Origin of the sequence: Frigoribacterium sp. UYMn621, assembly GCF_040549525.1 — a bacterium.
Lineage (GTDB): Bacteria > Actinomycetota > Actinomycetes > Actinomycetales > Microbacteriaceae > Lacisediminihabitans.
Genome location: NZ_JBEPTM010000004.1, coordinates 80,141 through 105,361, shown reverse-complemented (window position 1 = coordinate 105,361; position 25,221 = coordinate 80,141). Strand labels below are relative to the sequence as shown.

22 protein-coding genes and 1 tRNA gene are annotated in these 25,221 nt (G+C 63.9%); 10 read left to right on the top strand and 13 right to left on the bottom strand.

All coding sequences use genetic code 11. The features are described 5' to 3' along the window. Positions 1-92: 92 nt before the first annotated feature. From thrB to argS, 6 genes are read right to left on the bottom strand one after another with little or no spacing between them, the layout of a single operon-like run. On the bottom strand, positions 93-1,061 hold the full coding sequence (gene thrB, locus ABIB54_RS08830; RefSeq protein ID WP_354575157.1) for a homoserine kinase: 969 nt from the start codon (positions 1,059-1,061) through the stop codon (positions 93-95). Next, the gene (thrC, locus tag ABIB54_RS08825; RefSeq protein WP_354575156.1) at positions 1,058-2,140 is read right to left on the bottom strand and encodes a threonine synthase; all 1,083 of its coding nucleotides are present in this window, start codon (positions 2,138-2,140) and stop codon (positions 1,058-1,060) included. Before thrC ends, thrB begins: the two co-directional genes overlap by 4 nt. Continuing rightward, on the bottom strand, positions 2,140-3,459 hold the full coding sequence (locus ABIB54_RS08820; RefSeq protein WP_354575155.1) for a homoserine dehydrogenase: 1,320 nt from the start codon (positions 3,457-3,459) through the stop codon (positions 2,140-2,142). Before ABIB54_RS08820 ends, thrC begins: the two co-directional genes overlap by 1 nt. After that, positions 3,456-4,871, bottom strand: coding sequence for a diaminopimelate decarboxylase (lysA, locus tag ABIB54_RS08815; protein ID WP_354575154.1), 1,416 nt, complete (start codon positions 4,869-4,871; stop codon positions 3,456-3,458). The genes ABIB54_RS08820 and lysA overlap by 4 nt, the downstream gene beginning before the upstream one ends. Further along, positions 4,868-5,737: an LmeA family phospholipid-binding protein gene (locus ABIB54_RS08810; protein ID WP_354575153.1), complete on the bottom strand. Its 870-nt coding sequence runs from the start codon at positions 5,735-5,737 to the stop codon at positions 4,868-4,870. The genes lysA and ABIB54_RS08810 overlap by 4 nt, the downstream gene beginning before the upstream one ends. Positions 5,738-5,740: 3 nt before the next feature. Beyond that, a complete protein-coding gene (argS, locus tag ABIB54_RS08805; RefSeq protein ID WP_354575152.1) occupies positions 5,741-7,402 on the bottom strand; it encodes an arginine--tRNA ligase in 1,662 nt (553 codons plus the stop codon). Between the two features lie 110 nt (positions 7,403-7,512). Here argS and ABIB54_RS08800 point away from each other — a divergent pair, with 110 nt between their 5' ends. Next, entirely contained in the window at positions 7,513-8,124 is a 612-nt protein-coding gene (locus tag ABIB54_RS08800; RefSeq protein WP_354575151.1) for an arginyl-tRNA synthetase, read from the top strand. A 3-nt stretch (positions 8,125-8,127) separates the two neighbouring features. Here the strand turns inward: ABIB54_RS08800 and ABIB54_RS08795 are convergent, their stop codons facing one another. Further along, on the bottom strand, positions 8,128-8,922 hold the full coding sequence (locus ABIB54_RS08795; RefSeq protein WP_354575150.1) for a transglutaminase-like domain-containing protein: 795 nt from the start codon (positions 8,920-8,922) through the stop codon (positions 8,128-8,130). Between the two features lie 218 nt (positions 8,923-9,140). Next, on the bottom strand, positions 9,141-9,803 hold the full coding sequence (locus tag ABIB54_RS08790; protein WP_354575149.1) for a pyridoxine/pyridoxamine 5'-phosphate oxidase: 663 nt from the start codon (positions 9,801-9,803) through the stop codon (positions 9,141-9,143). Between the two features lie 68 nt (positions 9,804-9,871). Here ABIB54_RS08790 and ABIB54_RS08785 point away from each other — a divergent pair. Next, positions 9,872-9,943 (top strand) — tRNA-Arg (locus ABIB54_RS08785). Between the two features lie 207 nt (positions 9,944-10,150). Here ABIB54_RS08785 and ABIB54_RS08780 read toward each other — a convergent pair. Beyond that, positions 10,151-10,285, bottom strand: coding sequence for a hypothetical protein (locus ABIB54_RS08780; protein ID WP_354575148.1), 135 nt, complete (start codon positions 10,283-10,285; stop codon positions 10,151-10,153). A 33-nt stretch (positions 10,286-10,318) separates the two neighbouring features. Here ABIB54_RS08780 and ABIB54_RS08775 point away from each other — a divergent pair, with 33 nt between their 5' ends. Continuing rightward, positions 10,319-11,263, top strand: coding sequence for a hypothetical protein (locus ABIB54_RS08775; RefSeq protein WP_354575147.1), 945 nt, complete (start codon positions 10,319-10,321; stop codon positions 11,261-11,263). Positions 11,264-11,287: 24 nt separating this feature from the next. On the opposite strand, the gene ABIB54_RS08770 is transcribed toward ABIB54_RS08775, so the two are convergent. Then, positions 11,288-12,442, bottom strand: a complete 1,155-nt coding sequence (locus ABIB54_RS08770) for a site-specific integrase (RefSeq protein WP_354575146.1) — start codon at positions 12,440-12,442, stop codon at positions 11,288-11,290. A gap of 341 nt (positions 12,443-12,783) precedes the next feature. Between ABIB54_RS08770 and ABIB54_RS08765 the strand changes: the two genes are divergently transcribed. The 3 genes from ABIB54_RS08765 to ABIB54_RS08755 all read left to right on the top strand — a co-directional run bounded on the left by ABIB54_RS08765 (position 12,784) and on the right by ABIB54_RS08755 (position 15,522). Then, positions 12,784-13,470, top strand: coding sequence for a hypothetical protein (locus ABIB54_RS08765; protein ID WP_354575145.1), 687 nt, complete (start codon positions 12,784-12,786; stop codon positions 13,468-13,470). Then, on the top strand, positions 13,446-14,213 hold the full coding sequence (locus ABIB54_RS08760; RefSeq protein ID WP_354575144.1) for a hypothetical protein: 768 nt from the start codon (positions 13,446-13,448) through the stop codon (positions 14,211-14,213). The genes ABIB54_RS08765 and ABIB54_RS08760 overlap by 25 nt, the downstream gene beginning before the upstream one ends. Before the next feature lie 103 nt (positions 14,214-14,316). Then, positions 14,317-15,522 (top strand): hypothetical protein, encoded by a 1,206-nt coding sequence (locus ABIB54_RS08755; protein ID WP_354575143.1) that lies wholly within the window; start codon positions 14,317-14,319, stop codon positions 15,520-15,522. Between the two features lie 1,245 nt (positions 15,523-16,767). Here ABIB54_RS08755 and ABIB54_RS08750 read toward each other — a convergent pair. The 3 genes from ABIB54_RS08750 to ABIB54_RS08740 all read right to left on the bottom strand — a co-directional run bounded on the left by ABIB54_RS08750 (position 16,768) and on the right by ABIB54_RS08740 (position 18,445). After that, positions 16,768-17,037 (bottom strand): hypothetical protein, encoded by a 270-nt coding sequence (locus ABIB54_RS08750; protein ID WP_354575142.1) that lies wholly within the window; start codon positions 17,035-17,037, stop codon positions 16,768-16,770. A gap of 70 nt (positions 17,038-17,107) precedes the next feature. Further along, positions 17,108-17,614: a hypothetical protein gene (locus ABIB54_RS08745; protein ID WP_354575141.1), complete on the bottom strand. Its 507-nt coding sequence runs from the start codon at positions 17,612-17,614 to the stop codon at positions 17,108-17,110. Positions 17,615-17,881: 267 nt separating this feature from the next. Continuing rightward, positions 17,882-18,445, bottom strand: coding sequence for a hypothetical protein (locus tag ABIB54_RS08740; RefSeq protein ID WP_354575140.1), 564 nt, complete (start codon positions 18,443-18,445; stop codon positions 17,882-17,884). A 32-nt stretch (positions 18,446-18,477) separates the two neighbouring features. On the opposite strand from ABIB54_RS08740, the gene ABIB54_RS08735 reads away from it, so the two are divergent. The 4 genes from ABIB54_RS08735 to ABIB54_RS08720 all read left to right on the top strand — a co-directional run bounded on the left by ABIB54_RS08735 (position 18,478) and on the right by ABIB54_RS08720 (position 25,036). Beyond that, positions 18,478-19,194 carry a hypothetical protein gene (locus ABIB54_RS08735; protein ID WP_354575139.1) on the top strand — a complete coding sequence of 239 codons (717 nt, stop codon included), beginning with the start codon at positions 18,478-18,480 and terminating at the stop codon, positions 19,192-19,194. After that, positions 19,191-19,715 carry an RNA polymerase sigma factor gene (locus ABIB54_RS08730; protein WP_354575137.1) on the top strand — a complete coding sequence of 175 codons (525 nt, stop codon included), beginning with the start codon at positions 19,191-19,193 and terminating at the stop codon, positions 19,713-19,715. Before ABIB54_RS08735 ends, ABIB54_RS08730 begins: the two co-directional genes overlap by 4 nt. Before the next feature lie 1,358 nt (positions 19,716-21,073). Next, a complete protein-coding gene (locus ABIB54_RS08725) occupies positions 21,074-21,730 on the top strand; it encodes a histidine phosphatase family protein (protein WP_354575136.1) in 657 nt (218 codons plus the stop codon). 72 nt (positions 21,731-21,802) lie between these two features. Beyond that, positions 21,803-25,036: a beta-phosphoglucomutase family hydrolase gene (locus ABIB54_RS08720; RefSeq protein WP_502917107.1), complete on the top strand. Its 3,234-nt coding sequence runs from the start codon at positions 21,803-21,805 to the stop codon at positions 25,034-25,036. Positions 25,037-25,221: the final 185 nt, after the last annotated feature.

The window sequence follows — 25,221 nt, the reverse complement described above, 5'->3', positions numbered from 1 at the left end:
ATGTTCGCAACTGCGCGGGAAAGCACTGGTAAATAACGAAGCTAGCGCCTGTGAATGTGTTGTCTGATGAGCGTGCTGTCCGGGGGTTTCGGTTAACCCGAATTTTCTACCGGATGCAATGTCACTGTAGCACCTTTGAAGTCGACGGCCAGCAGGAGCGACTGCCACGGCGAGCCGGATCGTGCGGCGATCAGCTCGGCGGCGACGAGCCGCTGGGCGGGGTCGCTGCACAGCACGAGGATCGACGGACCGGCTCCAGAGACCACGGCCGGAAGCCCGTGGGAGCGGAGTTCGAGAATGAGCGATTCGGTCTCCGGCATCGCGGCGGCGCGGTAGCTCTGGTGCAGTTTGTCCTCTGTGGCCGCGAGCAGCAATTCGGGACTCTGGATCAGGGCGGCGATCAGCAGGGCCGAGCGCGAGACATTGAAGATCGCGTCTTCGTGGGGCACCGAGGCCGGTCGCAGGCTTCGGGCGAGCTCGGTCGACATGGTCGACTCCGGCACCGCGATAAGCGGGGAGACGCCACGGTGCACGATGAGCTTCTTGTGCTGCGGGCCGGCATCCGTGGTCCAGGCGATGGTGAGCCCACCGAAGAGCGCGGGTGCGACGTTGTCGGGGTGCCCCTCGAGAGCGGTCGCGAGGGCGAGCAGGGCGCCGGAGTCGATGTCGACGATGCCGTCGAGCAGGCCCTTAGCCGCCATGATGCCCGAGACGATCGCGGCCCCGGATGACCCGAGTCCCCGGCCGTGCGGGATGTTGTTGCGCGCCACGAGGTCGAGGCCCGGCAGCGGTTGCGAGTAGGCCGCGAAGGTATAGGCGATGGCGGTCACCACGAGGTTGGACTCGTCGGTGGGCACCTCGCCCGCTCCGACCCCGATGACCTCCACCGTCGCCCCCGGCGCATCCCGCACCGTGACGGTGAGTTCGTCGTAGAGCGACAGCGCCAGGCCGAGGGTGTCGAACCCCGGGCCGAGATTGGCCGTGGTCGCGGGGACGCGCACGGTCACCGATCTTCCGGCGAACTCCTCGACCGAGGCCGACGGTGAATCGGCTGTGTTCACACGCTGACTTTGGCGAGACCGAGCACGCCGGCCACCTCGTCGGTGTCGTTCGCGACGACCGTGGGGGTGACATCCGATCCGTCAGCGGTCTTGAGAGCCCACTGCGGGTCCTTGAGTCCGTGGCCGGTGACGGTGAGCACGACCGTGGATCCCTTGGGGATCTCTCCAGCCGCGGCGCGCTCCAGCAGGCCTGCGACGCTGATCGCCGAGGCCGGCTCCACGAAGATGCCGACCTCGGCAGAGAGGATGCGATACGCCTCGAGGATGTGCGTGTCGGAGATCGCTCCGAAGTATCCGTTGGTCAGCTCTCGCGCGGTGAGCGCAAGCTCCCAGGACGCCGGGTTGCCGATGCGGATCGCGCTGGCGATGGTGTCGGGATTCTTGACGATCTTGCCGAGAACGATCGGAGCGCTACCCGAGGCCTGGAAGCCGAACATGCGTGGATGCTTCGTCGAGTCGCCGCGGGCGAGGGATTCGCCGTAGCCCCGGGAATACGCGGTGTAGTTGCCGGCGTTGCCGACGGGCACGATGTGGATGTCGGGCGCGTCACCGAGCACCTCCACGACCTCGAAGGCCGCGGTCTTCTGGCCCTCGATGCGGTCGTTGTTCACCGAATTGACAAGGTGGACGGGGTAGTTGGCGGCGAGGTCGCGCGCGATGTCGAGACAGTCGTCGAAGTTGCCGCGGATCTGCAGCAGCTCGGCATTGTGGGCGACCGCCTGGGCGAGCTTGCCCATCGCGATCTTGCCCTCCGGCACGAGCACGGCGGCCTTGATCCCCGCGTGGGTCGCGTAGGCGGCCGCTGAGGCGGAGGTATTGCCCGTTGAGGCGCAGATGACGGCCTTGGCGCCGGCCTCGACGGCCTTCGAGACGGCCATCGTCATGCCGCGGTCCTTGAACGACCCGGTGGGGTTCATGCCCTCGTACTTGACCCACACGTTGGCGCCGGTGCGAGCCGACAGGGCGGGAGCCGGGATGAGCGGAGTGCCGCCCTCGCCGAGCGTGACGATCGGAGTGGCGTCCGAAATGTTCAGACGGTCTGCGTACTCGCGGAGGACTCCGCGCCACTGGTGGGCCATTATGAACCTTCTACTCTCAGTACGGACGTGACCCGCACGACGACATCGCTCGATTCGAGTTCGAGAACGGTCGCCGCGAGATCGGCTTCGGAGGCCTCGTGGGTGCCTATCACAAGGGTAGCGGTGGGCATGGAGGTGATTGCGCCACCGTAGACGGACTGGGTGAGCGTTTCGACCGACACCCCGTGCTCGCTGAAGAGTGCGGCGACGGCGGCGAGCACTCCCGGAGCGTCCACGACGCTGAGGGTGATCTGGTAGCGGGTGATCACCCGGGAGATCGGCAGGATCGGCAGGTTGGCGTGCGTCGACTCCGCGACACCCGGCCCGCCGATCACGTGACGTCGAGCCGCAGAGACGAGGTCGCCGAGCACGGCGGAGGCGGTCTCGATGCCACCGGCACCCGCTCCGTAGAACATGAGATCGCCCGCGGCCTCCGCCTCGATGAAGACCGCGTTCTTGGCGCCATGGACGGCGGCGAGCGGATGATCGCGCGGAACCAGCGCGGGATAGACGCGAGCAGACACGCCCTCCACGCCGTCGGCATCCGTCAGTCGCTCACAGATGGCAAGCAGCTTGACCACATACCCGGCCTTCTTCGCCGCCACGACCTGCTCGAGTGTGACGGCGGTGATTCCCTCGCGATAGACGGACTCGAGGGGAACCGTGGTGTGGAACGCAAGGCTTGCGAGGATCGCCGTCTTCTGCGCGGCGTCATAGCCCTCGATGTCGGCGGAGGGATCGGACTTCTCTGCGTAGCCGAGGTCGGTCGCGGTGGCGAGGGCCGTTTCGAGGGATTCCCCCGCCGTGTCCATGCGATCCAGGATGAAGTTGGTCGTGCCGTTCACGATGCCGAGGATGCGCTTGATGCGATCGCCGGCGAGGCTGTCGCGCAGCGGACGGATGATGGGGATCGCGCCGGCGACGGCCGCCTCGTAATAGAGCTGCGCGCCGACCTGCTCCGCGGCCTCGAAGAGCTCCGGCCCGTGGGTCGCCAGCAGCGCCTTGTTGCCCGTGATGACATCCGCTCCGGAATTGAGCGCCTGCAGGATGAGCGTGCGGGCCGGCTCGAGACCGCCCATGAGCTCGATCACGATGTCCGCGCCGAGGATCAGCGATTCGGCATCCGTCGTGAGCAGCTCCTTCGGGATCTCCGCCGTGCGGCTCGCGTCGAGGTCGCGCACCGCGACACCCACGAGTTCCAGTCCGGCGCCCGCGCGATTGGCGAGTTCCGGGCCGTGCTCGAGCAGCAGTGCAGCCACCTGGGCGCCGACCGATCCGGCGCCGAGGAGGGCCACTCTCAGGTTGCGGTACTCGATCATGGTGCTCCGTTCGGGTTGGGGCGTATCCCGGCATCTCGCGACAGCAGGTCGGCCTCGGTCTCGCCGCGCACGATCACGCGAGCCATTCCGTCAAGCACGGCGACGACGGCGGGACGGGCGAGGTAGTTGTAGTTGCTGGCCATCGCCCAGTGATAGGCGCCGGTGGCAGGGACGGCGAGCAGGTCTCCGGTCGTGACGTCTGCCGGCAGGTAGTCCGCGAGCACCACGATGTCACCGCTCTCACAGTGCTTGCCGGCGATGCGCACGAGGGCGGGTTGCGCGTCTGAGGCACGATTGGCCAGCCGCACCGAGTAGTCGGCGGCGTAGAGGGCGGTACGGATGTTGTCGCTCATGCCACCGTCGACGCTCACGTACTTGCGGATGGCCGTCGTCTCTCCCACGGTCACCTCGACGTCTTTGATGGTTCCGACCTCGTAGAGGGTGAAGGTCGACGGCCCGACGATCGAGCGCCCCGGTTCGACCGCGACGAGCGGCACGGGGATGTCGAGCCGCGCGCATTCGGAGGCCACGATGCCGGCAAACCGCGCAGCGATCTCGGGCATGGGAAGGGCGGTGTCGACCGAGGTGTAGGCGATGCCGAATCCCCCACCGAGATTCAGCTCGGGGATCGGGCCGCCGGAAAGCAGCTCGGCATGCAGGGCGAGCAGTCGCTTCGCGGACTCGACGAAGCCGTCGGCCTCGAAGATCTGCGAGCCGATGTGCGAGTGGAGCCCGAGGAAGAGCAAGGATCCGTGCGAACGGATGCGAGCGACCGCGTCAGGGGCATCGGCGAGCGTGATGCCGAACTTCTGGTCCTCCCGGGCCGTGGCGAGGTACTCGTGGGTGTGGGCGTGCACCCCGCTGTTGAGACGCAGCCGAACGCTCTGAACACGGGAGTGGCGAGCTGCGGCATCCGCGATGCGCTCGATCTCGACCAGGCTGTCGACCACCAGCACGCCGACGCCGACGCCGACGGCGCGGTCGATCTCGGCGAGGGACTTGTTGTTGCCGTGGAAGCCGAGCCGGGAGGGATCGACCCCGGCAGCGAGAGCCACCGCGAGCTCTCCCCCACTGCAGACGTCGATGTACAGCCCCGCTTCGGTCACCCAACGGGCGATCTCGGTGGAGAGGAACGCCTTGCCGGCGTAGTAGACCTTCGCGGCCGATCCGAGCGCCGCGAATTCGCGATCGAAGCAGTCCCGGGCTTCGGCGGCACGGGCGCGCACGTCGGCCTCATCGACCACGTAGAGCGGCGTCCCGAACTGATGGGCGAGCGCGGATGCCGTGACCCCGGCCACCTCGAGCATCCCGGATGCCACGCGCCCGGCGTTCTGAGACCACACGGCCGCGGGCAGCACATTCGCATCGGCGGGCGGGCGGAGCCACGCGGGCGCCAGCGGATTGGGGCTCACGCGCACACCCCCTTGGTCGTGAGGAGTGCGCGGCCGAGGAGGACGTTTTTGCCCGCCACCGCGAGTTCGAGGGACGAGCCCTTGACGGTCACCGAGTCGAGGGGAAGCTGCTTCGGCAGATACTGGGCAACGCAGATCTTCTGGGTCGCGAGCACCGGGTCGGCGAGCGGCCCGAAAGTGGCGCGCAGGCCATCGGGCGTGACCGTCGCACCATTCACCACCAGTGACTTCGGGGTCAACTCCAATTGGCCGTCGACGGCTGTGGGTACGAAGGAGATCGCTATCGGCACTGTTACGCCGAGGGCCGTGACAGCGGTGCCGATCTGCACGGCTCCGGACCCGATCTTGACCGAAGTGACCGGCAGGCTGGTGAACCCCGCGAGCAGCTTCTTCAGCTCATCCGGCGAGGTGACGACAGCAAGGCGAGCGCTCTCGACCGGCTTCGACGTGCTGAGGGGTACTCCCGTGGCCGTGAGGGTGGCCTTTCCACTGACGTCACCGACACCGAGCTTGGCGATCGCGACATCCACCCGCTCGAATCTGCCGATCGCCGCCTGGTAGAGCACCGACGCGCCGGCGATGTCGACCGTGACCGGTGTCGAGTCGGCGATGGAGAGTGAGCTTCGCGCCTTGGCCGCGATCAGGTTGCCGGCGTACCATCGCGCCCCCGCGTCCAGGGCGACGACGATCACGACGAGGATCACGAGAAAGACGCCGAGCCCGATCCATCCGCGCCCACGTCGGCGCACGATCTCCGTCTCGACGAAGGGGAAAGGATCCGGTTCATCCGCCGCGGTGTCGTCCGGGTACTCACGACCCGACCGGCCGAGGTTCCAGTCGTACTGCTCGCCGTCCTGTGACGCCATGCGCTACATCCGCTCCGGCGCCGAGACGCCAAGAAGCCCGAGAGCATTGCGCAACACCGTGCCGGTAGCATCGTTGAGCCACAGGCGAGTGCGATGAAGGTCGCTGACCGGTTCGTCCCCCAGAGGCGTCACCCGACAGTTGTCGTACCAGCGGTGATACGCGCCGGCGAGCTCCTCCGCGTAGCGGGCGACCCGGTGCGGCTCCCGCAACTCGGCAGCCTGGGTGACCACGCGCGGGAATTCGGCGAGCACACCGAGCAGACTGCTCTCCGTCTCGTGAGTAAGCAGTGATGCATCGAAGGCACTCCGGTCCACCCCGCTGTCGGCAGCATTTCGGGCGACCGACTGTGTGCGGGCGTGCGCGTACTGCACGTAGAAGACCGGATTGTCATTGGTGCGCTTGGTCAGCAGGTCGAGATCGATGTCGAGCTGCGAGTCACTGGAGGAGCGCACAAGCGCATAGCGCGCCGCATCCACCCCCACGGCTTCGACGAGGTCTTCGAGCACCACGACAGTTCCGGCGCGCTTGCTCATGCGGTGTGGGTTGCCGTCCTTGAGCAGATTGACCATCTGGCCGATCAGGATCTCGAGGTTCACCCGCGGAAGGTCGCCGAAGGCCGCCGTCATCGCCATCAGGCGCTGCACGTAGCCGTGATGGTCGGCACCGAGCATGATCAGGTTGCGTTCGAAACCGCGCTCGCGCTTGTTGAGGTAGTAGGCGAGGTCGCCCGAGATATAGGCGCCCTCGCCATCGCTCTTGATGACGACCCGGTCCTTGTCATCGCCGAATTCGGTGGTGCGCAGCCAGGTCGCCCCCTCGGACTCGTAGATGTGGCCGAGGTCGTTCAGCCGGGCGATCGCCTTCTCGACGTCACCGTTCTCGTGCAGAGTGTTCTCGTGGAAGTAGACGTCGAAGTCCACGCCGAAGTCGTGAAGACTCGCCTTGATGTCGCCGAACATGAGGTCGACGCCGATCGCGCGGAAGGTCTCCTGCTGGTCGTCCCGCGGGAGCGCGGCCAGGCCGTCGGGAGCGATCTCCACGACCCGGGCGGCGATGTCGGAGATGTACTGTCCGCCGTAGCCGTCTTCGGGCGTGGGTTCACCGAGGTAGCTCGCCAACAGGCTGCGGGCGAACCTGTCGATCTGGCCACCATGGTCGTTGAAGTAGTACTCGCGGGTGACGATTCCGCCCTCGGCCGTGAAGATGCGGGCGAGGCTGTCGCCCACCGCCGCCCAGCGGACTCCCCCGAGGTGGATCGGTCCGGTGGGGTTCGCAGACACGAACTCCAGGTTGATCGTCACGCCCGCGTAGAGAGTGCCGTTGCCGTAGAGGGATCCCTGCTCGACGATCGCCTTCGCGAGAGCACCGGCTGCAGCCGCGTCGAGGCTGATGTTGATGAAACCGGGGCCCGCGACATCCACGGCCGAGACTCCCGGGATGGAACGGATGAGCTCGGCCAGCTCAAGGGCGAGTTCGCGGGGGTTGGTACCGACCTGCTTCGCGAGCTTCATGGCGATGTTGGATGCCCAGTCGCCGTGGTCACGGTTCTTGGGCCGCTCGACCTTCACATCGTCGAGGGACAGGCCAGAGGCATCCGCTCCCCGTCGCTCGAGCGCGCCCGTGACGATGGCGAGCAGCTGGGCGGAGAGTTCGGCGGGAGTCACGAGCAACGATTCTATCGGGCGCCATCGGGCACCTTGCTGGCGCGCCCCGCTATGCGAGGAATGAGACTGGGTGAAGATAGAGGCACGCTTACCGGGGGGCTTCTCACACTATGAACAGCATCATCCAGACTCGACTGCGATCGACCATCCTCGTGGCCGCGCTCGCCGCGACCGTGACCCTCGGCCTCGCCGGCTGTGTTCCGGAGCCGAAGTCCACGCCCGGTCCGACGCCGAGCACGTCCTCTGTTCCGAGCGCTTCACCCTCTGTCGTCCCGTCACCGACGCCGACTCCGTCGTCGACCGCCAGCGCAACGCCGACGAAAATACCGTGCAACACCCTAGTCTCCGCGCAGGTCGTCTACGACTTCAACCCCAACTTCGGACTGGACAACTCCTTCGCACCGAAAGCCGGAACTGCGGGTGCGAGCGCGGTCGCCGACCAGGGCACGGCCTGCAGCTGGCTGAACCAGACGAGCGGCGACACCTTCGCCATCGCGGTGGCCCGGCCAGCGCCCCCGGCGCTCGCCTCGCTGAAAGCGACTGCTGCGAAGGGCACCGCGGCGTCGGGGCTCGGCGATGCGGCCTACTTCTCGACGAGCGGCGGGGTCGGGCGCGTCGACGTGTTCACCGGCGCGTATTGGCTGGTCGCGACATCCGTCTACTTCGGATCCGCCGCCGACGCGAATGCGCTGGTCACGGCCGCGCTCGGGGCGCTGAAGTAGTTCTCAGCCCAGCTGCACCTGCTGCTGGAAGTCGTCGCTCGGCAGCTCGTCCACGATCGCCAGAACCTGCAGGTCGAGCAGGGTGAGATTGGCCCAGTGGTTGGTGAGGAAGGCGATGTCCGCCGCATCCCGGCCGGTGGAGATGCGAAGCAGGCTCTGGCGAGGGGCGAGCCCTGTGGCGTCCACCACGTGCCAGTTGCCGTCGATGAAGGCTTCCGCGACCGCGTGAAAGTCCATCGGGCTGAGCCCCGGGGCATAGACCGCAACCATGCGGGCGGGCACGTCGATGGCGCGCAACAGCGCGATCACGAGGTGGGCGTAGTCCCGACAGACGCCCTGGCGGGCGAGAAGGGTGCCCACCGCGCCATCCGTCACGCGACTCGATCCAGGAACGTAATACAGGCGGTCGTGCACCCAGGAGCTGACGGCGCTCAGCAGCTCGAGCCCGCTGAGCCCACGGAATTCGGATGATGCGGTGGGCAGCAGCGTGTCGGACTCGCAGTAGCGGCTCGGCCGCAGGTAGATGATGGAGTCGAGATCGTCGGCCGATGCAGGCAGAGAGTGTCCCGTCACCTCCGCCGCATAGTCGATGGTCATGCGACCCTTGCCGCTGATGAGCTGGTGCAGGCGCGAGCCGTGGCGATCGACGAGCTCGCCCGGGGTGAGCGACATGCCGTCGAGACTGATGTCCAGTCGCTCGGAGGCGAGGGCGGCCCCCTGGGCGACGGCGAGGCTCAGCACCATGGTGGTGCGACCGGCGATGTCGAGTTCGAGGTGGGCGGCGACGTTACGAAGCATGCGACGATCCTGCCAGAGGAGTGTTACCGCGGGATGTCGCGGGCCGCCCTGGGTCGGCGCGGCTCCGCTCGTCTCCGCGCGGCTCCCCGCGGCTCGGCTCGGCTCGGCTCCCCTGTCGCGATTCCGGGCCATAACGGACAATCCGTGCCGTCGCGCCGACCCGGTTAGTCCGCAATCGCCCGCCTGGGCGTGTTGGAGCAGGTCACCCGCCGGGAGGTTCAGGGCCAGAGCAGGTCGCGGGCCCATCCCTCGCCGTCGCGGCGGTAACGCAGGCGCAGCTGGTCGCGCTCACGGGCGGCCTGCCAGAACTCGAACTCGACCGGCCTCACGAGGTAGGCCTGCCATTCGTCGGGTACATACTGTGGATCGGCGTCGATCCGCTCTCGTGCCGCACCCACCGCGGCCTCGTACTCGGCTTCCGTGGCCGGCAGCGGTTGGCTCTGTTGCCCGCCGGCAGCGATCGCCCGCGCATTGGGATGGCGCTTCAGGAAATCGATCCGTGCCAGTTCTCGCGACCCGGGCTCCACATCCCCTACCACTCGGATCTGCCGCCCCTGCTCTCGCCAGTACAGCAGTAGTGCTGCGCGAGGGTGCGCTTCGAGGTCCTGGCCCTTCGGGCTCGAAGACAGGGTGGCGAACCAGAGGCCCTCCGGCGTCACGTCCTTGAGCAACAGCGTGCGGGCGGATGGTTCGCCCTCTGCGCTCACGGTCGCAATGGTCATCGCGTGGGGTTGAGATACCCCGGCGTCGAGCGCGAAGCCCAGCCACTCTGTGAGCAGCTCTGACGGGTCTGCGGGGGCGGCATCCGTGTCGAAGGTGGGCAATTGTCCGCTGAAGACGGTCAGCGCGCGCAGCCGGTCGCGCCAGGAAGCATCGGTCATGGGTGCAGCCTACGTTTCAGCCCGACAGAGCGGCTGGCAGAGGGCTGGTAACGTAGACCTGCACTTGAGCCCCCATAGCTCAGGGGATAGAGCACTGCCCTCCGGAGGCAGGGGCGGCAGTTCGAATCTGCCTGGGGGCACTTCGTAAAAATACTGCTCAGACGCTGTGTGAACCTCGTTGTAACCGCCCTGTTCGGCGCTCGTGGCAACACTTTGGCAACAACGGACGGAACCGATCGCTCACAGGCTGCGCGCTTCTCGGCCTCCTCACGCCATACACGAGCAAGCCGCCGACCCGGTTGGCCAGGGCGGCCACGTCCTTGGGGAATTCGCTCAGCGGCAGGTCCCTAACCGGAATCAGCTTGCCTCCAGTCGAGATCGTCGGCCTCTGCGGGCCGGCCCGTCACGGCGGCGTCGATCATCTCATCGGTGGTGGGGCCAGGAGGCAGGCCAAGGCTGCGGTGAAGCGCGGTGAACAGCATGAGCACTTATCGCAGTTGGGTCTACTCTCAGACATGACGATTCCGGACCCGCCCGAGTTCGAGTTCAACCGAGCGATCAGCCCCGACTCTGAGGAAATGGGCATTGCGCTCCTGCGGCTGCTGTTCCCCCGAATTGCGGAAGCCGAGGCGAAGCTGAAGGGTGAGTTTGTCGCGGTTGTTGACGACAGGTCCAGCCTTCGACTCGATGACCGGTACCTCGGACGATGGCGCACCGGCAGCTTGCACGGCACGGCCATGTCGGCATCGTTGGACGCGCTCATGGCCGTCCAAACGATCCTGGAGCCGGTCCTTACTGGAGCAGGAGAGCTCCCGATGTCCGCGCTCTATCCGATACTCCGAGCCGCACTCGAGAGTGCTTCGCTCGCCATCTACCTGTTGGAGCCCGCCAGCCGAGATGAGCGGCTACGCCGCAGCTACTTGGTGGCAGTCGAAGACGCGAAGTACCACGACACGTTCCAGGAATCGCTGGGCAACCCGAACTCGCGCCAGAAGGCGGTCGCGCAGGAAGAAATCCGCGCGCTCATCGCGACTCGACCTAGCCTCGGGGCTCCGGCTGACTTCCAGTTCACCGTTGTGAGCTACAGCGACACAGTTATTAAGGCCGAGGCTGCGATCACAGCTGATCCAGCCATGCGCCCGAGCGCGCGCATGGCTCTTGTCGCTTGGTGGAAGCTGTTGTCGGGATTGAGCCATGGCAAACAGTGGGCCTTCGTCGAGGCGATGGAGCGCAGCGAGGCTGTCGTGGACATTGAGAACCAGTCGGCACACATACGGATGACCTCGTCGGTTGCGGTGGTGGCGCTGGTAACTCAACGCGCGATGGAGACTTTGGAGACCGCGCTGCACCTCTACGGCCGCCGGTCCCGAGTCACATGGGCCGAGGTCGAAGATGCAAGCGAGCCTCCGACCGTGTCCTACACGATGCTCCAGAACGAAAATGGTGCGGGTGACAATTAGGCGTCGCTGAGGTGGACGTGGCCTCTATTCAGGTAGAGGTATAGAAGCTGACTTATTCTGGGAGATCGATCGCGCAGATCGAACAATCGCGTCTTCGAGCGCCGCTGACACCGCGTCCAAATCTGACTCGAACAAGTCCGAGTACACATCGAGCGTCACCGCCGCAGACGCGTGTCCAAGCATCCGCTGTACGGCCTTGACGTTCGCTCCCGCACTGATCGCGAGACTGGCTGCTGTGTGCCTCAGTTCGTGAGGAGTCAAACCATCTTGGCCAATCATGCTCGCGGCGTCGTCGAGCCAGCCGCGACGGAAGACGCGACCGCGTAGCCAGCCACCGCGGGCTGCCGCGAAAGCCGGTAAACCGCCTTCCTTGCCTTCGACGTGGAATTTAAGGTCGGCGAGGATCGAGGCCGGCACTGGGATGGAACGGGCTTCGTAGTCTTTGGGCTGGGAGTCGAGTTGCACCCCATCAACCTCGACGATCGTGTGCTGTACTTCGAGCCGGCCACGAACGAAGTCGATGTCTTGAACTCGCAAGCCGGATGCCTCGCCCCAGCGGAGCCCGCAATAGGCGAGGACCTTCACCATGAGTCCGTAGTTGTTTCGCTCACCCCGATACATCCCCTTGCCAAGCGAATCGACCGCGTCGGCGAGATCCCTCACTTCGTCGTGAGTCAGATACCGCTTGGAGAGCTTGCCGACCTTCGGGAGATTAAGCCCGTGAGCTGGGTTGGCTGGAAGCCGGCCATCCTTCACAGCCATCTGGAGGCTGCGAGAGAGCACGTTTACAATCTTGCGCACACTCGACGGCGACTGCGTCTTTGAGAGGCCACCAGCCCATGCCTGGACCGCGACGTGAGTCAACGAGCCGAGCGGGTAGCCGCCGAGCGAAGGCTTGATGTGAAGCGCCACGATACCGCGAGCTCGCTCTCGTGAAGTTGCGCGCCAGTCTGTGCGACCATCCATCCAAGCATCGAGCCACTCCCCCACGAGCACACGCGATTTTGAAGGATCGATGTACGCACCGCGGCTCTTATCGATCTCGACGCTCGCGAGGAACAACTCGGCCTCACGCTTGGTCTTGAAGCCATGCTTCTGGGTTTGAGCGTGGTCGGGCTTTCGGAACATCGCTCGATAGCGCTTGCCTGACGTGGTTTGGTATGCGCTGATGCTTCCCATGATTCGACAGTACGTCGGGGCGCTGACGTTATCTCGGACTTGTCAGCCTGACGCCCAGCAACCCCCGGCCGGCCCGCTTCCACTTTGACCTACCTTTTTTGAATTTTGCTTATCTGCGGCCACCCCTTTACTTCCCAACCTCCCACTCCAAGAGCTTGCGATGGGTGTGGGAGGTTGGGAAGCGCTCGCAGCGCGGGGGTGGCGGCTGATCAGCAAAAATGCAGCGCCAACTGTTCCTTCGGGTATTCCTGCCCTTGGAATAGGCAAAGGAAGTTCCAGGACCACCTTTTCGCGGCGATTCAGATATGTCATAATTGCTCTGACAGCAGAGGTGAAATGACATGGACAACTTGATGACGAAGGATGCTGCCCGGGCACTCGGCGTGTCTCAACGCCAAGTCACAGACCTTCTGCGAGCTGGCAAGCTCTCCGGCGAGCAACTCTCCGACGGCACCTGGCTCGTGACTCCCCGCTCAATCAGCGAGCGCCGGTCGCTCAACGCGGGCGCGGGACGCACGTGGTCGGCCGCGTCCTCCTGGGCGCTACTCGGCGAACTTTCTGGCCAGTCGTCCACCGGACTCTCGCAGAGTACGTTAGCCCGAATCCGCCGACGTATCCGCATAAGCACTGCGGAGGAGATCGCCCGCAAAGTCGCTTCTCGAACAGTCGGGCACCACTACACGGCCGACTCAATTGTCAAGACCGACAACGAGCTCGTGCTCACCGGTAGGAGCGCTGCCGACGTGATTGACACCGAACTCACCAACCAGACTCAGGTCGTCGAGGGGTACCTCCGCAACAACGAGACACTTGACTCGTTCGCACGACGGCACCTCTTGTCACCTGACAACAACGGCGACGTGACAATCTATGAGCGACACGACTCGCTGAACTTCGAGGGGCGCTACTCACCGGCTGCCGTGATCGCTGCCGACCTCGTGAGAAGCACATTAACCCGAGAGCGCTCAGCTGGCCTTGCCGCACTCGAGGAGATGAGGCAGCGATGGCTGGCGAAGAACACACGATAGACATCGGCGACGACGACCTACTGCCTCCCTGGAGCACGGTCTTTGACGTCATCGAGGCGACAGACACCGCTGATTGGGTTCTGGTCGGCGGGCTCATGGTTCAGCTCCATGCGCGGCGAGCCGGCATCCCCCCTCCACGAGCGACCAAAGACGTCGACCTGGTCGTGGATGTCGCGGCCAATCACTCAAACGTAATGAGCATCGCCTCGGCATTGACGAGGATCGGATTCGAGCCCATCGTTCCATCCAGCAGGAAGGAGCCGGTCTACCGTTTCCAGCGCAATCGGGAACAGGTCGACATGATGGTTGCCGATCACCTGCCGTCCCAGTTGAAGCCACGATTCATGATGCGGCCAGCATTCGCGGTCACTGCGGGCGAGCAATCTCTGCGGCGGCGGGACACGTTTGTCGTGACATCCACGACCCGCACGGTGGCTCTCGGCGTGCCAGACGTACTCGGCGCACTTGTCGGCAAAGGCGCCGCAAGTGTCGTGGATTCGCGCGATCCCGGACGCCACCTCGATGACGCCGCAGTGCTGCTCACAAGCATTGGAACAGTTGGGGAGCTTGATCTTTCACATCTCAGCTCGAACGACCGGAAACGGCTGACCATCATTGCGACCAAACTCGGCGAAGTAGCTCACCCCGCGTGGCTGAACTTGAGCGAGCCCCAGCGTGTTAAAGGTCGAAGGAACCTTGCAGCGATTGTCATTGCTGCTCCGCTTGCTGTCGCTAAATGCTGACCGCAATCAACTAACGGCGAATCGACCAAGCTCCACAAACACCGCCCCTTGTCTAGGGACTGACAATCGCGACACAAGATCCACGCATGGAAGACTTCAGGGCATGTCATACGATCTGACCGTCTTCGGCGAACGATTTCTCTCCCGTGCTGAGCTAATTCAGATCGTCCGGGCGGGCGCAGACATAGATGTCGTTGACAGCACTGAACAAGGCATCACGGTGGTTCGAGGTAAGCGCGCCGGCTACTGCTTCACCGTCGATGGGCCGTTCGACGTAGAGCCAGAGGATGTGCCAGAGGAACTCGCGCTTGTCGCGATAGGCGTCACAGTCATGTACCAAGTTCTGGTCGAAGGGAGTGCGGAAGTGTCAATCCCTCATGCCGTCCGCTTCTCGAAGCGGTTGGCTGCGAGTGTCAACGGCGCGATTCTTGATCAACAATCTGATGCGATTTGGGCGGGAAAGGCAAATAGAACTGTCCCGCGACCCAAGGGCAACGAGCGGATCGATCTCATAGAGATGACTTGGCACTTTCTCCCCGGAGTAGCCGACCTCGCGTCGCTTTACTTGACCACTGCGCGAAAGTACCTGCCCGAAGCTCTGCCCCGCCGCTTCGGGGAGTTCGAACCCTTGCAGAGCAAGCTTGAAACGCTAGGCGACTCCGGCTTCAGGGAAGCCGCCGACAACTCCAAAGGGCTGCTCTTTTGGAAGGGATCTTTTCCCGTCATCGATGGAAACCTAGCGACCCGCAAGTGGGACGGCTCGCCCGCCGACCTGCCTACTTTTCGCCTTTCCTTGGAGCGGTCTGCGTTCGAGGGGCCGAAATGGCGCAACGCGCTACGCGCGCTTGTCGTCGAGTTCGGACGCGCGGGCCAAGCTTATTTTGCATCGGCAGAGGTGATCCGAAATGTCGGGTGGGGCGGCCTCTCGGTGTGGTACGATGGAAAGGAGGAGAACCGCTACGCGCTTATTCGCTACAAGGAAGGGTGGATGGGCCTACCTCCTCATCCGGTTTGGTGGACACTGTTCGGCCGAGAGTACGCGGCCCTTGTCGCGCCACACATCGCGTCGGAGAGTGATTCGCAGGATGGCGAAACCATTTTCCGTGCTTGGTCCGATGCGCCGCTGGATAGAGATGCACTTACCGCGATGCTGCCTAAGACCGGCTTCTTCAAACGGGCCCGGTCGCCATGGCTGCCCGAGGAACTGATTTCGACGCAGCTGCCGTTTACGCCCGGACACTATCCGAGACCGCTGGCGAAGGCTTCCGTTATCCCGGAATCGATTCGCCGAGCTTCCGCGTCGGCGTAGGTTAGTGATCTTCGAGAGGTGTCGAAGTTCATAGATGAGCTCGCCGGGCTCTCGCCTCATTGATCCATTCCTGAGACACCGGCTCACCCTCCATCGCCATGCTCGCCACAACGCGATCAAGGACGATTGACTTTCGAATCCGCAACTTTTCAGGGGGCTCGAGAGCGCGCCAAGCCGCAACAACATCTCTAGCTCGTTGGGTCACGACGGCCCCTCTCCGATCTCCAGTCTTAGCTTTCGGCACCACCCAAGGCGATTGGTCTATCGGCTCCGTGGCAACAGAATGGCAACAACTGAGGCACGCACGGGGTCAGCGAGCGCATCCGTGGTCAGCGTAGAATCCAGCAAATGGGCCGGAGTCGGGGCATTTTCGACCCATAACGCGCCACCCAATCGCCCTCCGGAGGCAGGGGCGGCAGTTCGAATCTGCCTGGGGGCACCATTGTGGCCTGCCAGCTCATGTCGGATCTTGCCACGCACTCCGAAAAAGCAGCCCGCCAGGGCTTCGAGTGTTCCGAATAGCTAGGTGACTCCGGAGATAGCTTGACCGAGAGGTGGCCGTCGGCGCCCGCAGGGGAACCTTTGGGGAATCGCTATCAGGGGGAATAAGTTGTGGTGCTTGGTTCCCAGCCCGGGGTTACCAAGGTTGCTTGCCATTGCGCGGAGGTGCTGGTGCTTGTGGCCTCGAGAACGATGCCGGTCATGGGCAGGCTGACCGGAAGTCTCAGGGTGGCCCCGCAGGCGATGTCGGATGAGGCGAGCACTCTGCCAGAGGAACTGGCGCTCTCGATTGCAATGTGAACAATTCCAGCCCCGGTACACACTGCGAGAACGTCGTACTCACCAGTGGGAACGCTGGCCAGTTCAGCAGTCCCCCGAGCACTTTTGGCCCCCTTGTCAACTCTGAGATCTCCGCCGGCACCCCCCTGCCCGCCAGGATCACTGAGGAGGGCGGTCATGCGAGCAGACCAATCATGGGTTGGAGCCGGCTCTGACGCGCAGCCGGCAGTTGTCGCGATGCCCAGACCGACGATCATCACGGTAACGACGGTTCGAGGACGAATCACTATTGGATTGTGCCAGCGGGCAACAAGACGCACAAGACATGCCCACACTCTCCGAAAGTTGCCCGTTGCCAGTTGCTCATACGGGGGACGATGAGTGGACGGCAAGTTACGCAGGTTCGTGTTCGCGTTCGCGTTCGAGACCGCTTTTCGTCGGTAGTGGCCGCCCGCAAACGGAACCTCAAATGACGTGATCGGTAAAGGGTGGTGAGTCATATTCGCCGAGCGCAGCTCTAATACGCTCGATCAAGTCCGCGAGGCTCTGGAGCATTTCTCCTTGCGACGCCCCTGGCGGGAGCAGCTCGTCTCTTGTCATTCGGTCTCCGATGGGAGCGAGTTGTTCGTCTTTGAATTGCCCGAGAATGATCTCCCCAGAGAACGCTGCGAGTATTCCAATTAGTGCCGCAGCATCCTTGCGCGACAGAGGATGAGGCATTTCGGTTGTGCTCATGCAACGAGGTTGCGCTACTGGTGTCGTGATCGCAAGGGGAACGATGACCGGCTCATGGAATCAACAGGCACTACCCGCCTTGCAGTAGGCCAATCACCAATGAAACAGCGATGAGAGCGCTGGCCATACCACCAACGCGCAGCCACAGCGCCGAGTTGGTCAGTGCGACAATTGCGGTCCCGAGGACGGTGGCGATCGTGACGAGTGACGCTATCACAGCCACCCCGTACCGGAGACTTCCGTTCGCGTCGAACGGTATAAGCACCACCCACACAATGATCCCCAACAGCACCAGTAGTGCCAGAGCGATCAGCGGTGCGCTCACCCGCGGAATCGACGCCCGACGCTGAATACCGATCCCGATCCCACCGACGATCCCGCCGACAACAACTCCCATGACGATACCGAGCCACCCCGAGCCCGGCGATCTGCCTTCCAGCGACCAGCCGATAGCCGATGTGATGTAGAGCGCTGCCAATAATCCACCGGTCACTGCGGCGCTTGCTGATCCCGCAGCGAACCACACGACATGCGGACGGCCGGTGGTTGACCCCCTTGCGTCGGTGCGTTGGCTCACCACATTCCTCGCCGTCATGGCTGGTCCACTTTCGCCCGCTCACTCCATGATGGCACTGCGTTGAGGACGGCATCGCGAAGACGCGCACGGATCCACCGCTGGGTCCCCCCCGTAAGTGGAACGTTGACCACGACTTGGTTCGATGCAGGTCGCTACGAATCCGAAAACGCGGCATTGAGAGTGACGCCCCAGAGCTTATCGACGTGAATGTCAGCTCCGGCCGCCTGACTGCAGGTTGGCCGAGTGATTCTTCAGCCAGCGACTTTTCTAGTACCAGAGCCTGGCCAACGGGTAAAAAGCTGCCAGCATGAGCGTGGCAACGACGATGGGCGAAAGTATCGTGAACGAAACCACCAACGCAGCGGTCGAGACGAGCCGTGGGGCTCGGCCGAGATGAGCCAGGCCAGGAAGGATTATGCTCCACGCACTTGCATTCGCGGCGAGCACGGCCAGGAAGATAGTCAGAGAGGGCAGGAACCAGACAGCGGTGCTGACGAGCACACGCCCGGGGACAAAAAACTGGTGGTAGTCGAACTGGCTAATCGCGATGTAAAGAAGAATGGTGGCGGCGAAGCACGCTCCTGCCGTTAGGAAAATCACCCAGGCGGCTCGTCTGCACTCGTGGGCGGTGGGAGGCTGCGGATCGTGGCAATGCCGCTCCCGCCTCCGACCGAAGCAATCCGACATCTCGCGGCCATGGAACGAATCGACTCGTTCCGTTACATCCCGGGCGGTCAAGGCTTCATCCCTGGGATCGTCCGCCAACGGCGAAATCCAATTGCTCTGAATAGTTTCTGGATGTCTTGTCACGTTTGGGCTGGTTTCGGACATGTACTAGGTAATGGCCAACTTTGGAGCACCGTATGAAAGTGAATGATGAGGATTTTGATCGCCTTCTCGCGATCTCAGACCCCGCGCGATCGCATGTCGTTTCGGAGGAGACCCTTGCAGCGCTTCTGCAGGATGCGGGTGTCCCCGGGCGGAGGAACACAATCCGCCGTCGCCGCCGGAAGGTGCTCGGTTTTGGTTTCGCTGGGGTGATTGTGCTATCGGCAGCGATCGGGTTGCCGGCGGCCGCTGATGTCGTATCGCATTTCCTTGCCCAAACTGGACGGTCCTGCGATAGCGGTACCGAGTGCGGCAAGAGTCCGAGCGAGTTCATCGACACCACCAAGTCGGACTTCGATCTTTACGTCGAAAGTGTCTACCCCGACTGGTTGCCGCTGGCAGCACCCCTCACCAAAGAGTCTGTGATCTCCACCGTCACGGCGCGGCTTCATGACAACGGCGGAACGATGGAGGCAAGCGGCGTCGAGATGATGTTCGAGAACGTGGCCTACTGTTCCTGGACCGACGCGTGGATGGTGGCGCACAAGAAAGGCGACACGACCGCGCAGAACCATGCGGCGTCAGTGATGCGTGCGGAAACGAAATGGCCGGGTCTCATCCAGGGTGATGGTGGCGGCTTGGTCCAAATGCAGGAGCAGTTCGCGGCCGGCGCGGAAGCCGGCGATGCGATCAAGGTCATTGAGGCGCAAATCGCTAACGCGTGCGACTCATCTCGCGGGGCTCACAAGTGAGTGCGACGAATCAAGCCCCCGGGAAAACGGCGCGCGCGTTGGAAACGCATCGCGCCTTCGAGGAAGCTGTTGAGCCAACTTTGCAGCCGCTGCTGTCCTATTTCCTTCGGCGAGTCACCCCTACCGACGATGCCGCCGACTGTCTCTCGGAAACCTTGGTCGTCTTGTGGCAGCAACAGCACAAACTCCCCACCGCGGAAGTGGAGGTTCGGGCATGGAGCTTTGGTATCGCCAGGAATGTGTTGGCCAATCATCGGCGCGGGCAAATGCGCCAATCCGCGTTAGGCCAGCGACTCAAGCAGGAGCTCGCTGTCACCTCTGTGGCGCCTGTGGAGGAAGGCGCGGCAGGCCTCGCAGGCGCGCTCGATCAGTTGAAGGAAGATGACCGGGAGTTGGTGATGTTGATCGCGTGGGACGGATTCGGTGTCGCGGAGGCCGGCGCCCACCTGGGACTGAAGCCGGAAGCAGCACGAGCGCGCTACTCGCGTGCGCGAGTACGGCTGAGAGAACTTCTCTCTTGAGTACACGCCGGTCGGCAGATGTCATCAAGAGAGCTTCACGCGGAGCTGCGTTTGCCGTGGCTGTTGCCAGCATCGTGCTGCTCGCGGTGGCGGGCTGCACCTCCGCAACAAGCAGCGGCCACGCAACGCCACGATCTACAAAGACCTCGGTCCCAGTGGAGGGTTTCACAGAACCGGATCTGGGTGCGAAGCCTCCGCCGGGACCGTTGCTGTCTGACGCTGAAGCAGAGACTGCTCGTCAAGAGAAGGCCGACAAGGAATGGGCGACTCTCGTGGCGCAGCATCCCTCTGCCATCCGCCCTGCTGTGCAACTGGTTGCCTACGCAAGCGGCGGGCCCCTATTTTCTGCCTTGGTGGAGTGCGTGAGGAACGCTGGATATAAAGCGACTCTGGCCAAAGGAGAAAAGGGGTGGATGCCGAGCGGACCCACTAGCACAACCGCGCCGGTTCCCGAAGGCCAAGCCACCGCCTACGCTGTGGCGCTATACGTGTGTTCCGTCCAGCACAGCAGCAGGCCAGCACCTCCCCGAACACCAGCCGAACTCCGCTATCTCTACACCTACCTCACCAAAAACTTGGAGTCATGCTGGACTCACTTCGGCTTCACCATCGACACGGCTACTCCAAGTCAGGACGAATTTGTTTCCTCAAACGGAGACTGGTTTCCCGCACGGTCCGTACGAGGCCTCATCAGCGAAGGACAGGTCGAACGGGCCTGCCCTGTGGGGAACCCGCTTGACGTCGAGTGAACGATGGAGTCCGTCACCCAACGACCTCCCGGGCAACATGTTAGGTCCGCCCATTTCGAAAATCCGCAAGCCGGACCATGACCGGACGTTTACTCGCGGTTATCGACATCGGGCAATCAGCGGGGAGCTGGGTGCCCGGATAGGTGTCCCGAGATGAAGCCCGATGAGCGGGCGTCATACGCACGAGGACCGCGCTTGGCAACATCACACGCGTGTCCGGAGCATGCGGGCGAAAATTACCATCGTCCCGACTCGAACAGGCCGGAAATTCCGCCGTCCGGACATGACCATTGATCCACACTCGTGGGGCACGCGACACACTTTGTCGCCTGCCGACTCATTTCGGATTTTGCCGCCTAAACCGGACAAGCCGACTTGCGGGCGCTTCTGCCTCGGTCCATGAACGACCACCGTGTCGCGATTGACGTACCTGGGAATCTCGTGAGGGCGGGTCCTACGGACACGGCGACCAACTGGACACACGATTCCCCAGCGATGCCTGCCCATTCGCGTTCATCGTCCGGTTTGTAGGCGATCTCAACTGAGCGCTGTACTGGGGCAGTTTCAATGGCTTGGCCAGGTGCGGGCGATCGCGATTACGGTTGGAGGATGCTCACAAACGATCCGCTGCCCGAACGTCCCGCTCCCGATAACCCTTCGGGGAAGTTGGTCCTGTTGCGCCACGGGGAGACGGAGTGGTCCAAGGAAGGACGCCACACCGGACTCACGGACGTTCCGCTCACTGCTCGAGGTGAGGAACTTGCCCGCGGCGCAGGTCAGCTGGTCGCTGGCTACGATTTCTCACTGGTTCTGAGCTCGCCTCTGCAGCGCGCGAAGCGGACGGCCGAACTGGCGGGCCTGCATGCCGACATCGATCCGCTCCTCGTGGAATGGGACTACGGCGGATACGAAGGGCGTACCTCGCGCGACATCCGCAACGAGCTCGGCTACAACTGGAGTGCTTTCACCCACGGCGTGATTCGTGGACGGACGCCAGGCGAGACGGTGGAAGAGGTCGCCGCGCGCGCCTCGCGTGTTCTCACGCGAGTGCTGCCCGCGATGGCGGAGGGGGATGTCGCCCTCATCGCGCACGGTCACTTTCTGCGCATCCTGACGGCCGTTTTTCTGCGAATGGCCCCACGTTTCGGGGCCCAGATCACTCTGGATGCCGGGTCGGTGTCCGTGCTCAGTTTCTACCGCGAGCAGCCGGCCATCCTCTCGTGGAACTACGGAGCCGAGCTACCCATGGTCCCCTCGGAGTCCTGAGCTCCTTTACCTAGAGCCGCTAGACACGTGGGCCGACCGGCAGCCGCGTCCACTGAATACCCGACTCTTAGAATGGCTGCCGTGGCCCAGCATCCGAAGTCGATGACACGCTACGAGGCCGTCGTCTTCGACATGGACGGCGTCGTTACCGAGACCGCTGTCGTTCACGCCGCCGCGTGGAAGCGGCTGTTCGACGAGGTGCTACCTCTACTGGCCCCGAAGGCCATACCCTTCGACGAGGTTGAAGATTATCGGCGCAGCGTTGATGGCCGACCGCGCGAGGATGGCGTGCGCACCTTCCTCCTTTCTCGTGGCGTGAGCCTTCCCGAGGGGACCGAACAGAGGGTGTTCGCCACACCGACAGCCCCCACCGTGCAGTCCTTGGCCGCTCGCAAACAGTACTTCTTCGACCAGCAGCTCGACACCAACGGGGTGAGCGCCTACCCCGACGCCGTGACGCTGCTGCATCGACTCCGGGCTCAGGGCATCCCGACCGCCGTAGTCACGTCGAGCCGGAACGGCCGTCGGGTGCTGCATGCCGCCGGACTCGGTGACCTGTTCGACGTGACCGTAGACGGCACCGACGCCCTGCGGATGCATCTGCCAGGCAAGCCTGACCCGGCCACCTTCCTCGAGGCGGCACGCCAGCTGCACGTGACCCCTGCGAAAATCGTAGTCCTCGAAGATGCAGAGGCCGGCGTCACTGCGGCATCGAATGGAGGATTCGGCTGGGTCATCGGGGTGAGCCGGTGGGGCGCGGACGAGCGGCTTCGCGCCGCGGGCGCCCACCTGATCATTTCTGACCTGAGCGACCTCGACACCCGCCTCGCCACGGCTCTCCCCGGCCGGGCGGGGGCTGAATTCGAGAACGACCCGTGGAGGCTGCGCTACGTCGGATTCGACCCGGCGACGGAGCCGCTGCGGGAAGCTCTGTGCACACTGGGCAACGGCTATTGGGCGACGCGCGGTGCTGCGCCGGAGGTCGATGCCACTTCTCCGCACTACCCCGGCACCTATCTCGCCGGCGTCTATAACCGGCTTCGCACGCAGGTCAACGACAGCAGCACCGAAGACGAAAGCCTGGTGAACTGTCCGAACTGGCTACCCCTCACGTTTCGCATCGGCGGTGACGAGAATCGAGGTGACGCGGATACCTGGTTCGATGTCGACACGGCCGAGCTTCTCGACTACGAGCAAACCCTAGACCTCGGTCGTGCCGTGCTCACCCGTGCCTTCCGCACCCGGGACTCTGCGGGGCGCATCACACGCATAACCCAGCAGCGCTTCGTATCGCAGCACGACGGCAAGGTGGCCGGCCTCGAGGCCACGTTCGAGGCCGAAAACTGGTCCGGTCCGCTTATTGTGCGCTCGGCGTTGGAAGGTCGCGTCGCGAACCGCAACGTGCCCGAGTACCGCCTGCTGGCTGATACACACCTGGTGCCACGTGCCACCGCCGAGCCGGATGCGGACACCGTGATGCTCGAAATGGAGACCTCTCAGTCGGGAATTCACATCGTCATGGCTGCTCGCACGCGGGTACTCGGCGACGGACTGGTGCAGTTTGCGCCCCGAACTCTGCTGACGGACGCTGCCGGCTGGATCGCACACGAAATCACCCTGGAGATAGCGGAGGGACATCCGTTGACCGTCGAGAAGGTCGTGGTTGTCAGCAGTTCGCGCGATCGGGCTATCTCGTCGCCCACGCTCGCGGCCACCAGCCGGATGCGACGACTGCCCGCCTTTTCGTCACTCCTCGCCGCGCACGAAAGCGCCTGGCAGGTGCTGTGGAACGACTTCACTGTGCTGCTGAAGACAGATCCACAGCTCACCGACGGCCGCCAGCAGCTGGCACTCAACCTCAACACATTCCACGTGCTGCAGAGCGTCGCTGCCGTTACGGCTGATCTTGACGCTGGACTGCCGGCCCGCGGGCTGCACGGTGAGGGCTACCGCGGTCACATCTTTTGGGACGAAATGTTCGTCTACCCGACGTTGTCCATGCACCGCCCCGAGATCAGCCGGGCGCTTCTCGGCTACCGCTACCGTCGGCTCGACGAGGCGAGGGAGGCTTCGAAGGCGGCTGGCCACGAGGGGGCGATGTTTCCGTGGCAGAGCGGCATTGACGGGCGCGAAGAGACGCCCACCGAATTATTCAACCTTCGCGACAACGACTGGATGCCTGATAACTCGCGCCTGCAGCGGCATGTGGGCCTGGCGGTCGCGTTCAGCGTGTGGAAGTTCTACGAATCCACCGGCGACATCAGCTTCCTTGCCGACCAAGGCGCGGAGCTGATCATCGAGATCGCCAGATTCTTCGCCAGTATCGCCGTGCACGACGAGGCGGCCGACCGGTACGACATCTCGGGCGTGATGGGCCCGGATGAGTTCCACGACGGGTATCCGGATGCCCCTGGTGAGGGCATTCGCAACAACGCGTACACGAACGTGCTTGCAGCCTGGGTGATGCAGCGGGCGGCGGATGCCGTCACCCTGCTCCTGCCGAGGTACGCAGACCAGGTGTGGAACCGGGTCGGGTTGCGTCCCGGAGAGCCCGAGAGGTGGCGGCTCATCGGCAGCCGGTTACGCGTGCCATTCCACGCCGACGGTGTGATCAGCCAGTTCGAGGGCTATGAACGGCTGGAGGAGTTTGACTGGGTCGGCTACCGCGCGCGCTACGGAGCGATCGGCCGTCTCGACCTCATCCTGGCCAGCGAGGGCGACACCACCAACAACTACAAGCTCAGCAAGCAGGCGGATGTGCTGATGCTCCTCTACCTGTTCAGCGCCGACGAGCTTCGCGAGGTATTGCGAGGGCTCGGTTACGACTTTCCGGCTGAGGCGATCCCGCGCACCGTGGAGTATTACCGGGAACGCTCCAGCCATGGCTCAACCCTCAGCAACGTCGTGCACTCGTGGGTGGAAGCGCGCGGCGACCGCGCGCGTTCCTGGGACTTCCTCGTTCAGGCGCTCGAGAGCGACCTGGACGACGTCCAGGGCGGCACCACCCACACCGGAGTGCATGTGGGTGCGATGGCCGGATCGATCGACATGGTCACGCGCTGCTATACCGGTCTGGAGTTGCATGACGGGATGCTGTGGCTGCACCCCGTTCTTCCGCCGGAGGTCGAACAGATCGAGTTCACGCTCTCGTTCCAGCAACAACTTATCCGTGTGACAGTGGATTCGGACCTGCTGCGCCTATCCGTTTACCCGGGTGGAACCGCGCCGATCACGGTGATGGTCGCGGGAAAGGCCGTTCGGCTCGATCCTGGTGAGACGCGCGAGTTTGACTCCAGCAACTCTTAACATCATCGCGCCCATCGTTCGTGACAGCGCCACGACGAAGCGTGCGCGTCTCGGCAACGCGATGAATATCCCCGGCATGAACGCCACCGGCAGGATCAATCGCCGTCGCGTCGCCGGGAGCCCGGCGGGCAACCGACCACCGAGGAGTAGCAGGCGCATTGCTCTGGCTCCAGCAATCATGAAGA